Source organism: Acinetobacter marinus (assembly GCF_900096915.1).
Classification (GTDB): Bacteria; Pseudomonadota; Gammaproteobacteria; order Pseudomonadales; family Moraxellaceae; genus Acinetobacter; species Acinetobacter marinus.
This window is the reverse complement of record NZ_FMYK01000012.1, coordinates 16,187-27,604: the sequence shown is the minus strand read 5'-3', so window position 1 is coordinate 27,604 and position 11,418 is coordinate 16,187. Positions and strand designations below refer to the sequence as shown.

Genomic DNA, 11,418 nt, shown 5'->3' with positions numbered 1-11,418 from the left:
GCATTGAATTATTTTTTTAATTTTGTAGCGACTTAATTTACTGTTTTCTATCATGATTCTAGACTAACATGGTTATTCTGCTAGTCTAGAGCCTTGATAAATTAAATATCCATTCTATAGACTTTTTAGTTGGTGATGCTAAGATTACATGGGATGAATTTTTATCAAATAAATTGAAAATAATATCTAAAACTGATATTTTTTCTAATAATGATATTTCTAGTAAATCAGCCGAATGGCTGGAGTCTCTAGATATTATTTTTTTTGATCAGCCAATTGTTTTGCATCAAAAAGATAGTTTCTTTTTATTTTCTAATTTTGAAATATTATTGGATCTAGAAAGTAATTGAAATGAATTCTCTAATTTAACTACATCACAACGAAGTATAATAGTGGAAACAATTGTTGATAATTTACCAAAATATAGAAGTAGAGATATAAGATTTTTTGATGTAGAGTTTTATAGTTTTTTAAAGAGAATTGAAAATGGTACAAAATCCGTACCTAAAAAGGTTAAGCAATTTTCTTTTGAAAAAATTAAATTAGAGGATATAGATGAATAATATTGAGCTATTACATTGAAAGATAATAGCTCGAATACAAAATTTATATGAAAATCACTTTCTATCATTATAAAGCTGATCGAAGATTGCACCATTTACAAAGTGGGTTTGCTGTGCCTTTGCCCATCCACCAAATACTGTATTGATATCGAAAGTCTGTATTTTAGGGAATTTTGAGGTATATTTCTTGGCAGCTTTGGCATCTCGTGGACGGAAGTTATATTTCGCTGCGAGCTCCTGACCAAGTGGTGAATACAGATAATTGATGTAGCCTGTCGCAAGCTGTCGATTACCATTTTTATCAACGGTCTGATCAACGATCGCAACCGAAGGTTCTGCCAAGATAGAGATCGACGGATAGACAATGTCATATTTGCCTTTGCCAAAACCTTGCGTAGCGAGTAGAGCTTCATTCTCCCAAGAAAGCAGCACATCGCCAATACCGCGCTCAGCAAAGGTGGTCAGTGATCCACGTGAGCCTGAGTCTAAGACTTTGACATTATGATAGAGCCTTTTGACCAACTCTCGTGCCGTGGTATCGCTACCATTGGGCTGTTTGAGCGCATATCCCCAAGCCGACAGATAGATCCAACGTGGCGCACCGCCAGTCTTTGGATTTGGTGTGATGATCTCGACACCATCTTTAGTTAAGTCATTCCAATCACGGATATTTTTCGGATTGCCTTTACGTACCAAAAATACAATGGTCGAAGTGTAGGGTGCAGAGTTATTCGGAAATTCTTTTTGCCAATTGGGTTCGATCGCTCCTGCTTTGACGATTTCCTCGATGTCATTGGCAAGTGCCAAAGTCACTACATCGGCTTTTAAACCTGTGGCAACGGCACGAGCTTGCTTACCAGAGCCACCATGTGATTGTTTAAAATCAACGGTTTCACCTGTGCGCTTTTGCCAAAACTGGCTAAAGGATTGGTTAAATTCCTGATAAAACTCACGGGTTGGATCATAAGACACATTTAAAAAATCTTTGGCGTATAAAGATGAAGTTGCACCAAAAGAAAGCCCGAATGCCAAACCGATTGCAAGTAGGGATTTTCGTTGCAATGCGTTGTTTGAAATTGCTTTGTCTGATCTAAGTAGTAATGATGAAAAACGCATAATATCCTCAATGTGTGTATATTTTCATTCTTGGAATATAGTCAATATTTATATTTTGATGAAATGAATCATTCTGAAAAAGTTATCTATAAACTGCATAAGCAAGTCAAATTAAATGATTGTAATTCATAAATATGAATATCAATAGCTTAATCAATTATTTCTCAAGTAAAAGTTAAAGCATTATATTAACAATCAGATATTAAAAACCATCAAGTACAGGCAAGTAGCCTAAGTGGAGTAAGGCATGACATTAAAGCATATTCGTTATAATCGTGGTGAGCTGAATTGTATGGTAAATTTTTCTGCATGTGAGATGTGGGAATAATTTTGCATAATGTTCTTCCTAGACTGTTAATTCTAAAAATAGAAATCATTAAAAAAGCCAAATAAATATAGAAGTCGCTCAAAGCAGTATTTGATAAATATAATAATATGCGTGCCGATACTGCTTATTTTTTTTAAGTTTAATTATTCTTTAGTTTGAATCTAAAAGAAGCATTGATTTATCAATATACTATTTAAAAAACTTCTGTTTTATTTGATCTTTAATCACATTTAAAGGTTGTTTGGTGCGTTTTGGACGTTCGCACAAGTTGCCTGAACAGTTTGGACAGATGTGTTGCATCGCAGTGCTACATATTTCGCAAAAAGTACATTCATAAGAGCAGATATAGGCTAAAGATTCATGGCTCAACGATTGTTGGCATTTTTCACATTTAGATTTCATTTTTAGCATCGTCATTCCTTGACCAAGATTTAAAGACAAATATTCAATTTTTTTGATGTTGCATGTTTAGAAAATAGTGGATATTTCATACATTTTCAATGGTTAATCTAAAAGTACAAAAAAGCCACCGTTTATATAATCCGTCTAATTCAGACACTATAAACGATGGCATTTTCCAAACTGTAACACTTACTCTGGATAAGCCGCTTTCTTTAAGGCTTTAATATCCGTATTTGGCGAGCACAGTGAAATAAAATCATAACCATAGCCTCGCAGTAAATGTCCTTTGCGCACTGCAATCCATGTGGTGTTGGTGCCAAATAGTGAGGTTTTGATCTGTTTTAAACGGTGATCACGTTCAGCATCGAATGCTACACCATTGACGATACCCACGCCCATGCCTAGCTCGACATAAGTTTTGATCACGTCGGCATCGAGCGCAGACATGACGATTTCCACGTCAAGGCTAGCTTCTTGAAAGGCTTGGTCGATCTTCGAACGTCCTGTAAAACCGCCGTGATAGGTGATCAGCGGATATTCGGCGAGATCATATAGACTTAACTCTTCAACTTGGGTCAGCGGATGATCTTTCGGTGTCAAGATGCAATGTTGCCATTGATAGTAGGGCACACTTGCTAGAGCATCTTCAGTGGTCAATGATTCCGTGGCAATACCTATATCCGCCTCACCGAGCAATAGCATTTCAGTAATCTCTACTGGACTGCCTTGTTGTAGCACCAGATGGACTTTCGGAAATAATTTTTTAAATTGACTGACGATCGGCGGTAGCACATAGCGTGCTTGGGTATGCGTAGTGGCAATCGTGAGTGTGCCTTCATTAACCAGATTGAAGTCATCGGCAAGGCGTTTGATATTATCCGCATCGACCAACATGCGCTCAACGATTCCAAGTAGTGACTGTCCAGGTTCAGTCAGACCAAGTAGGCGTTTGCCTTTGCGTACGAAAAGCTGTACCCCAAGCTCATCTTCCAAATCTTTGATGTGCTTACTCACCCCAGACTGCGAGGTGTAGAGGGCATTGGATGCCTCGGTCAGATTGTAGTTCTGACGTACTGTTTCTCGGATAATTCTTAATTGTTGGAAATTCACTCAATATCTCCGTGAATACTGCAAAGTCGCCATTTGACTGATCTAAGCCGAGCATAAAAATGGGTGATTAAGTATATTATAAATATTTAATCATTTCAGTAGATTAAGCCTGTTTCGTGCGATCAGTATAGCAACTTTATGACTACTAATCTTTAAGCAATTGATTAATGTGAAGCCTTAAGCTGATTTTGCCACATCAAAAATATGTAAATTCGATGCAGCAATCCACACCGACTGTTGCGCTCGCAGTTGTAATTGACCCGCTTGTTCAGGGCTCAAACGAATTTCAATCAAGCGTCCATCATTGTCACGAAACTCCGCCAAAATTTCCCCCGCAATCCACAGCTCACGTTGAAAATGCGCCTGAATGGTATTGTGCTGTGGTGTGGTATGAATGTGCAATTCATTTGGGCGAGCAAAGGCAATCACTTGACCCTCAGCACGTGCCTGATGATCAGGCAGAATCAAATTGGACTGACCCAGTTGTAAGGTATTTTGCTTGACGTTCCCGTCAAAACGATTTGCCTGACCCAAGAAATCAAATACAAACGGACTCGCAGGATAGTCGTAGACTTCACGTGGTGTACCGATTTGTTCGACTTGTCCTTTATTCATCACCACGATTTGATCGGCAACTTCCAGTGCTTCCTCTTGATCATGGGTGACGAAGATCGAAGTAATGTGCAACTCATCATGCAGATTGCGCAACCAACGACGCAGTTCTTTACGCACTTTGGCATCAAGTGCGCCAAAAGGTTCATCGAGTAATAACACACGTGGTTCAACCGCTAAAGCACGAGCAAGGGCGATACGCTGACGCTGACCACCCGAGAGCTGTGCAGGATAACGATCTGCCAAAAAGCCAAGCTGTACAAGGTCGAGTAATCGAGTGACTTTTTTCTTAATTTCCGCTTCGCTTAGACGTGTTTTACGAGGGCGAACACGTAAGCCAAATGCGACATTATCAAACACAGTCATATGACGAAATAAGGCGTAATGCTGAAAGACAAAGCCAACTTGACGGTGACGTACATGTACATCAGTCGCATCTTGACCTTCTAAAAGTACATGACCTGAATCCGCCGATTCTAAACCTGCGATGATGCGAAGAAGTGAGGTTTTGCCACAGCCCGATGGACCAAGCAGGGCAACCAATTCGCCCTCTGGGAAATCAAGGCTAATGTCTTGGAGTGCGTGGAAATTTCCAAAATGTTTGTCGATGTTTTTTACTTGAATGCTCATGTCGAATTCCTAAAATTTGTGCTGATAAATTACTGATTAGTTTGGCTAAAATTGTGACTAAATAAATGTATGGCTAAACGAATATGGCTTACTGTCGTTCTTGACGAAGCTCAACCCACGTCTTGATAATCAAGGTCACGATTGCCAGTAACGCTAACAATGTTGCTACGGCAAATGCGGCACTGTAGCTATACTCGTTGTAGAGAATCTCGACATGCAGTGGCAGGGTATTGGTTTCGCCACGAATATGCCCAGACACTACTGATACCGCACCAAACTCACCCATCGCTCGGGCATTACACAGAATCACACCGTAGAGCAGACCCCATTTGATATTGGGCAAAGTTACTTTCCAGAACGTCTGCCAACCTGAAGCACCCAGTACGATCGCCGCTTCTTCTTCCTCTGTACCTTGCGCTTCCATTAGTGGAATCAGCTCACGAGCAACAAAAGGCACGGTGATAAATACAGTCGCAAGGATGATTGCTGGCACGGCATAGAGGATCGCCACATCACGATCTTGTAACCATTCACCCCACCAACCTTGCGTACCAAACAGTAGGACAAGCATTAGACCTGCAATCACAGGCGATACTGAAAATGGCAAATCAATCAACGTGGTCAGAATAGATTTGCCTTTAAATCGGAACTTGGTCACCGCCCAAGCCGCAGCGACACCGAAAATCACATTCAGCGGTACAGCCACAGCAGCGGTGAGTAAGGTGAGTTTCACCGCAGATAAAGTATCAGGCTCAACCAATGCTGCAAAAAATACTGCACTACCTTGACGGAAGGCATCAACAAAGACCAAAACCAAAGGCAACATTAAGCAACTGACAAAGAATAAAAGGGCGATACCGATCAAGACATAACGTACAGCGCTTGGCTCACGAGTGGCATCTTGCGACTGTAAGCGCAGTGCCAATGCCGTTGAAGAATGATTGGCGTTCATGATACGGTTCTCCCTGTACGGCGACTTGCCCAACCTTGTAACAGGTTAATAATCAATAAGAAAATAAATGAAATGACTAACATCACCACTGCAATCGTGGTTGCGCCTGCATAGTCATATTCTTCTAAGCGAGAAATAATCAACAGCGGTGCAATTTCCGTTTGATAGGGCTGATTCCCTGCAATGAAAATCACCGAGCCATATTCACCGACACCACGTGCAAAGGCGAGGGCGAAACCAGTAAGTAACGCAGGCAGTAAAATCGGGAAAATGACTTTTGTAATGGTCTGCCAACGATTTGCACCTAAGGCACTGGCGGCTTCTTCAAGCTCCGTTTCCAAGTCGGCAAGTACAGGCTGTACCGTGCGCACCACAAAAGGAATCCCAATAAATACCAAAGCCAACGTAATCCCGATCGGTGTATAGGCGATCTCAATCCCAACTCGATCAAAATACTGACCAATCCAACCGTTCTGCGCATAGAGTGCGGTCAAGGCAATCCCTGCAACCGCTGTTGGCAAGGCAAACGGCAAATCAATCATGGCATCAACTAGACGCTTACCAAAGAATTGATAACGCACCAAGCACCATGCCAAAATCAAACCAAACACAAGGTTTAACGCCGCAGCAAATAGGGCGGTAGAAAAGCTCAGTTGTAAGGATTTCAACACACGTTCTGAGCCTAAAATCTCCCAAAATCCATCCCATCCAATCCCGAGGGAATGGATAAACACTGCAGATAAGGGCAAAATCACGATCAAGGTCAAATACGTTAAGGTAATCCCAAGAGATAAACCAAAACCTGCGATCACACGGGACTGTCGTGCCATAAGAGATACCTTTAAAACAAAAAACGCTCAAAATCTAAAAACAAAAAAAGAATGCGAATTAACCTGCCAAACTAAAACGTCTTTGCAACACGGTATTCTTTTGAAATAAAAACGGTTGCTGTTGCATCACATGTAAATAATCAAGCAACTGCCACCATGCGCCATAACCCGATTCAACATTGATATGTCCTGCAAGCCCTTGGTTGATATACGGTACATCCCACGCTTTGGCATAGGTGATAGCATCGTCAAATGCGAGCCACGGATCGTTTTCACTTAAGATCAGTAAGGTCGGTAAATCGAGCGTGTATTTCAAAAAGTCTGTCGCATAAGAGTCCGTTGTATAAGCGTCGTCTGTAGATGAATCATTGCTGTTCGCACGTTCTGCAAAACCTGTTGTAGAAAACCGTGCAGGGTTGGCAGGTGCAACGAGAATCACTTGTTCAACCCATTGCTTTAGCTGTGGATATTGATTCAAGGCTGCAATGGTAGTTAAACAACCAAAGCTGTGTGCTACGAGCTGGATCGGACGTTGAAATTGGCTGACATGCTGATAAAAGCGTTGCACCCAATGATTCAGCATAGGCTTGTGCCAATCCTCTTGCACAACTCGAGAGGAGTCGCCCAGTTTATAGGCGAGCCATGATTGCCAATGATTGGCATCACTATCGCCTACACCTGGAACGATGATGCTATGTAAATGTTGTAACTTGCTCATCTGCGCCACCTCTTGGTTGATTTTCATTGCAAAGTTGGAATTTGCCCTATTAAAATTTGCATTACTTGCTGTTGTTGGCTTTAACGATTTGATCGAATACGCCACCATTATCAAAGTGTTGTTTCTGGGTCTTTTTCCAACCGCCGAATTCTTTGTCGATAGTGACCAATTTCAACGGTTTAAAGACATTGCTGTATTTTTTCAGCACTGCTTGATTACGTGGACGGTAATAGTTTTTCGCCGCAATCTCTTGTCCTGCAGGGGAGTACAAGTAGTTCAGATAAGCCTTGGCAAGGTTTTCATTGCCATTTTTCTTGGCATTCTTCTCCACGATCGCAACAGGTGGCTCAGCCAAGATCGACAGACTTGGTGTTACGATCTCAAACTTACCCGGTTGTTCACGAATCGCAAGATGCGCCTCATTTTCCCAAGCGAGGAGTACATCGCCGATACCACGCTCTGCAAAGGTTGTGGTCGAACCACGAGCGCCTGAATCCAGTACTTTGGTGTTTTTATAAATCTGACGGACAAACTCTTGTGCTTTGGCATCGTTACCACCTTTTTGATGCTTCGCCCAAGCCCAAGCGGCGAGATAGTTCCAACGTGCACCGCCCGAGGTTTTTGGATTTGGCGTGATGATTTCGACGCCATCTTTTACCAAATCGCCCCAATCTTGCAGACCTTTTGGATTGCCTTTACGAACCAAGAACACGATGGTTGAGGTATATGGTGTGGCGTTATTTGGCAGTTTGGATTGCCAGTTTGCAGGCAGTAATTTTGCTTTCTCAGCGATCACGTCAATATCCGCTGCCAATGCCAAAGTCACCACGTCGGCATTCAACCCATCAATCACAGCACGGGCTTGCTTACCTGAACCGCCATGTGATTGTTTAAAATTAACATCTTGCTTGGTGCGATCTTTCCACCAGTCGCCAAAAGATTTGTTAAACTCGGTGTATAGCTCACGGGTCGGGTCATAAGACGCATTGAGAAAATCTTTGGCAAAAGTCGCACTACTTAAACCTAAAAGTGCGATGGCAATACCTGTTTTAATGCGGTTAAATTTCATGAATCTTCTCCAAAATATGAAAATTGAATGTGTGCAAAAGTATTCGCTGTTTTCGATAAGGCAAGCATAGGTAGTTTTCTAAAGCATAAAAAATAATTAAAAACGCAATTCATATGAAAAAAAATGATTTATAAGTTGTTTTAAAACGATGAATAGTTTGAAATGATGCACGTATCGCCGAAGAACAACTGATTATGCTGATTCAAAAAAACGCCAAAATGATCTCTGATCATGAGCATCAACATCTTGTTTCTATTGAAGATCGTGGTTTTTTATATGGGGATGGATGCTTTAGTACAGCACAATTTATCCGAGGTGAAATTCAGCTTTGGCAAGGTCATCTTGCACGCTTTGAAAAGGCGATTTCTGCGCTTTGCTTGAATTGTGATATGGATCGCATCAATACAGCTAAAGTAAAGTGCTTAGATCAAATATCAGCGCAATATGGCGAAAATGCACAAGGCACTATAAAAGTTCTCATCAGTCGTGGGCAGGGACAACGTGGCTACGCACCACCTGATCAAGATGCCGATTTGTATTTTTACTTTTATCCTCAAACGGCATTTACCACCGAAATTCCAACCTTAGAAAAAGTTGGATTGATAGATCAAGCCTTATCTACGCCAATGCAACAACTGCGTGGCATTAAAAGTCTGAATCGACTAGAGCAAGTGCTATTGAAACATCAAGCCAACCAACAGGCTTGGCAAGAAGCATTATGCTTTGATCAACATGAGCATTTAGTTGAAGGTATTTCCAGCAATTGTTTTGTCTATCTCGAAGGACAATGGCATACGCCAGATTTGGCATTGGCAGGCATTGATGGTGTGATGCGCCAAGAGATTTTATCTCGCATGCAACACTTTCAAATTGCGCACCAAATCCGTAAAATTAGCCGCTCGGAATTGGCATCGGTTCAGGCAATTTTCTTATGCAATGCCTTACATCCCATGCAAATTGTCCACACATTGATCGTTGATCAGGTACAGCAAACGCTTGATCATCATCTCTGTGAGCAGCTATTTCAGCAATTGCAACTCCATGATTTTTAACCGAGTTGCATTTCCCAATATTTATTGATTAAGCATTTTTATGGCAAAGCAAACTCAGCGCAAACCAGCAACGTCGAATCGATCTGCAAAAAATAAGTCTGGTTTTTTTAATCAAAAATTTCTAAAAGTCATCGCACTAGTTTGCGTGATTGGATTGCTTATTTGTGCTTATGTGCTCTCACAAAGCCTTTGGAAAGATTATCCTACGGATAAAAAAGTGCAAATGTTATCGGTGGAAAAAGGGCAGACCTATTCCAAATTTATTGAGCAACTTGCTGAAAATGATCAAGTTAAATTTCCAATTGTGCTGAAACTGTATCAGCGATTGTTGATTAACGACACGATGAAAGCAGGGGTCTATGAAGTGCATCAAGGTACATCGATTGCATCCGTTTTGAATATGGTGAGTAATGCTGAAAATGCACAGATGATTCGCATTTTAGTGATTGAAGGTACAACCTTTAAACAACTGAAACAACAACTTAAAAATAATCAATATGTAAAAAACACCGTGCTTAATCAGCCAGATACGGCGATTTTAAAAGCCATCGGTGCAAGCGAAACGCATCCAGAAGGTTTATTTGCGCCGAACACTTATTTTTATGCCAAAGGTGAAACTGACTTAACGATTCTGAAAGATTTGTATCAACGTCAGCAGAAAATTTTGGCAGAAGAATGGGCAAAGCGCAGTGCAGATTTACCGTATGCCAATGCCTATGAGGCGCTCATCATGGCGTCGATCGTGGAAAAAGAAACGTCTGTTGATGCAGAGCTTGAGCAAGTGTCAGGTGTCTTCGTACGTCGCTTAAACATTGGTATGCGTCTGCAAACTGATCCAACTGTGATCTATGGCATGGGCGATCGCTACAAGGGTAATATTCGTCGCAGTGATTTAACCACCCCGACACCGTATAACACCTACACGATCAATGGCTTACCGCCGACACCAATTGCCTTACCAAGTCAAAAGTCGATCCATGCAGCTTTGCATCCTGATGATGGTAAGGCGATTTACTTTGTGGCGACGGGCAATGGTGGGCACACATTTAGCACGACATTGGATGAGCATAATCAAGCGGTGAAAGACTATCTAGCGCAACTGCGAAAAAATCGTAATCAATGATATAGTCGTCGCATTTTATTCTGCTACTGCGTTAACCTCATTCAAAGTACGGTATGTACATATTCATTCGGTTGCCTTGTATCAGGAATAAACTGCTTTGACTATAAAAGTATCGACTTAAAAAGGAATAAGTATGTTTATCAGTTTTGAAGGCACCGAGGGCGTTGGGAAAAGTACTTTGATCGCCAGTTTGAATCAAAGCCTAAGTGAAAAGTCCGCTGTGGTATTAACCCGAGAACCAGGTGGCACACCGCTTGCGGAGCAGATCCGTGAGTTATTATTGACGCCAAAGCAGGAGCAGATGAATCCTGCCACAGAACTACTATTGATCTATGCAGCCCGTGCGCAACATCTCGACCAAGTGATTGTACCCGCATTGTCTGCAAATAAAATCGTACTCTGTGATCGTTTTGTCGATGCCAGTGTGGCTTATCAACATGGTGGGCGGGGCATGGATAAATCCCAGATTGATCTTTTAACCGATACTTTTGTCGCAAAAATGCCTGATCTGACCTTTTGGTTAGATTTACCAGTCGAGCAAGGCATGCAACGTGCCAAGAATCGTGGTGCGCTAGATCGGTTTGAACAGGAAAAGATAGAGTTTTTTCAGCGTATTCAAGCGAGCTATCGCCAGTTAGCGGAACAACATCCACAGCGCATCATTCGTCTTGATGCTTCTCAAAGTGCTAAACAACTTCATCAGCAGGCGTTAGAAATCATTGAAAAGTTTTTGGGTGGGAAAGCGGTTTCTGAAATAAATCCGATGTAAAAATTCATTGGTTAATTTTTATTGAAATCGAAGTAAAGTAATTGTTAAGACAAAAAAATAAGGTTAGTGTTCATCAGCACTGAACACTAACCTTGCTCTGGAGGAAGGTTGCTTTACAGCTAGGTTTTTTATAATTATGTGAAC

12 protein-coding genes are annotated in these 11,418 nt (G+C 41.4%); 4 read left to right on the top strand and 8 right to left on the bottom strand.

Annotation, left to right across the window (positions count from 1 at the left end; all coding sequences use genetic code 11):
• Positions 1-392 precede the first annotated feature (392 nt).
• The gene (locus tag BLQ60_RS14085) at positions 393-563 is read left to right on the top strand and encodes a hypothetical protein (protein ID WP_171259120.1); all 171 of its coding nucleotides are present in this window, start codon (positions 393-395) and stop codon (positions 561-563) included.
• Between the two features lie 54 nt (positions 564-617).
• Here the strand turns inward: BLQ60_RS14085 and BLQ60_RS13415 are convergent, their stop codons facing one another.
• The 8 genes from BLQ60_RS13415 to BLQ60_RS13380 form a co-directional block, all read right to left on the bottom strand.
• The gene (locus BLQ60_RS13415; protein WP_092621646.1) at positions 618-1,679 is read right to left on the bottom strand and encodes a sulfate ABC transporter substrate-binding protein; all 1,062 of its coding nucleotides are present in this window, start codon (positions 1,677-1,679) and stop codon (positions 618-620) included.
• Positions 1,680-2,196: 517 nt separating this feature from the next.
• Positions 2,197-2,409, bottom strand: coding sequence for a DUF1272 domain-containing protein (locus BLQ60_RS14295; protein WP_425283418.1), 213 nt, complete (start codon positions 2,407-2,409; stop codon positions 2,197-2,199).
• A gap of 189 nt (positions 2,410-2,598) precedes the next feature.
• Positions 2,599-3,519 (bottom strand): CysB family HTH-type transcriptional regulator, encoded by a 921-nt coding sequence (locus tag BLQ60_RS13405; protein WP_092621640.1) that lies wholly within the window; start codon positions 3,517-3,519, stop codon positions 2,599-2,601.
• Between the two features lie 177 nt (positions 3,520-3,696).
• Positions 3,697-4,761: a sulfate/molybdate ABC transporter ATP-binding protein gene (locus BLQ60_RS13400; protein ID WP_092621637.1), complete on the bottom strand. Its 1,065-nt coding sequence runs from the start codon at positions 4,759-4,761 to the stop codon at positions 3,697-3,699.
• A gap of 88 nt (positions 4,762-4,849) precedes the next feature.
• Positions 4,850-5,713, bottom strand: a complete 864-nt coding sequence (gene cysW / locus BLQ60_RS13395) for a sulfate ABC transporter permease subunit CysW (RefSeq protein WP_092621634.1) — start codon at positions 5,711-5,713, stop codon at positions 4,850-4,852.
• Positions 5,710-6,543, bottom strand: a complete 834-nt coding sequence (gene cysT, locus BLQ60_RS13390) for a sulfate ABC transporter permease subunit CysT (protein WP_092621631.1) — start codon at positions 6,541-6,543, stop codon at positions 5,710-5,712. The genes cysW and cysT overlap by 4 nt, the downstream gene beginning before the upstream one ends.
• Before the next feature lie 58 nt (positions 6,544-6,601).
• Positions 6,602-7,261, bottom strand: coding sequence for an RBBP9/YdeN family alpha/beta hydrolase (locus BLQ60_RS13385; RefSeq protein WP_092621667.1), 660 nt, complete (start codon positions 7,259-7,261; stop codon positions 6,602-6,604).
• Between the two features lie 61 nt (positions 7,262-7,322).
• The gene (locus BLQ60_RS13380; protein ID WP_092621628.1) at positions 7,323-8,330 is read right to left on the bottom strand and encodes a sulfate ABC transporter substrate-binding protein; all 1,008 of its coding nucleotides are present in this window, start codon (positions 8,328-8,330) and stop codon (positions 7,323-7,325) included.
• A gap of 194 nt (positions 8,331-8,524) precedes the next feature.
• On the opposite strand from BLQ60_RS13380, the gene pabC reads away from it, so the two are divergent.
• The 3 genes from pabC (at position 8,525) to tmk (ending at position 11,274) form a co-directional block, all read left to right on the top strand.
• A complete protein-coding gene (pabC, locus tag BLQ60_RS13375) occupies positions 8,525-9,382 on the top strand; it encodes an aminodeoxychorismate lyase (protein ID WP_092621624.1) in 858 nt (285 codons plus the stop codon).
• Between the two features lie 40 nt (positions 9,383-9,422).
• On the top strand, positions 9,423-10,505 hold the full coding sequence (mltG, locus tag BLQ60_RS13370) for an endolytic transglycosylase MltG (RefSeq protein WP_092621621.1): 1,083 nt from the start codon (positions 9,423-9,425) through the stop codon (positions 10,503-10,505).
• Positions 10,506-10,638: 133 nt separating this feature from the next.
• Positions 10,639-11,274: a dTMP kinase gene (gene tmk / locus BLQ60_RS13365; protein ID WP_092621618.1), complete on the top strand. Its 636-nt coding sequence runs from the start codon at positions 10,639-10,641 to the stop codon at positions 11,272-11,274.
• The last annotated feature ends 144 nt before the right edge of the window (positions 11,275-11,418 follow it).

Coding starts and splice junctions, on each gene's coding strand:
- BLQ60_RS13415 (WP_092621646.1), bottom strand. CDS start 1,679: ATGCGTTTTTCATCATTACTACTTAGATCAGACAAAGCAATTTCAAAC.
- BLQ60_RS14295 (WP_425283418.1), bottom strand. CDS start 2,409: ATGAAATCTAAATGTGAAAAATGCCAACAATCGTTGAGCCATGAATCT.
- BLQ60_RS13400 (WP_092621637.1), bottom strand. CDS start 4,761: ATGAGCATTCAAGTAAAAAACATCGACAAACATTTTGGAAATTTCCAC.
- cysW (WP_092621634.1), bottom strand. CDS start 5,713: ATGAACGCCAATCATTCTTCAACGGCATTGGCACTGCGCTTACAGTCG.
- cysT (WP_092621631.1), bottom strand. CDS start 6,543: ATGGCACGACAGTCCCGTGTGATCGCAGGTTTTGGTTTATCTCTTGGG.
- BLQ60_RS13385 (WP_092621667.1), bottom strand. CDS start 7,261: ATGAGCAAGTTACAACATTTACATAGCATCATCGTTCCAGGTGTAGGC.
- BLQ60_RS13380 (WP_092621628.1), bottom strand. CDS start 8,330: ATGAAATTTAACCGCATTAAAACAGGTATTGCCATCGCACTTTTAGGT.
- pabC (WP_092621624.1), top strand. CDS start 8,525: ATGCTGATTCAAAAAAACGCCAAAATGATCTCTGATCATGAGCATCAA.
- mltG (WP_092621621.1), top strand. CDS start 9,423: ATGGCAAAGCAAACTCAGCGCAAACCAGCAACGTCGAATCGATCTGCA.
- tmk (WP_092621618.1), top strand. CDS start 10,639: ATGTTTATCAGTTTTGAAGGCACCGAGGGCGTTGGGAAAAGTACTTTG.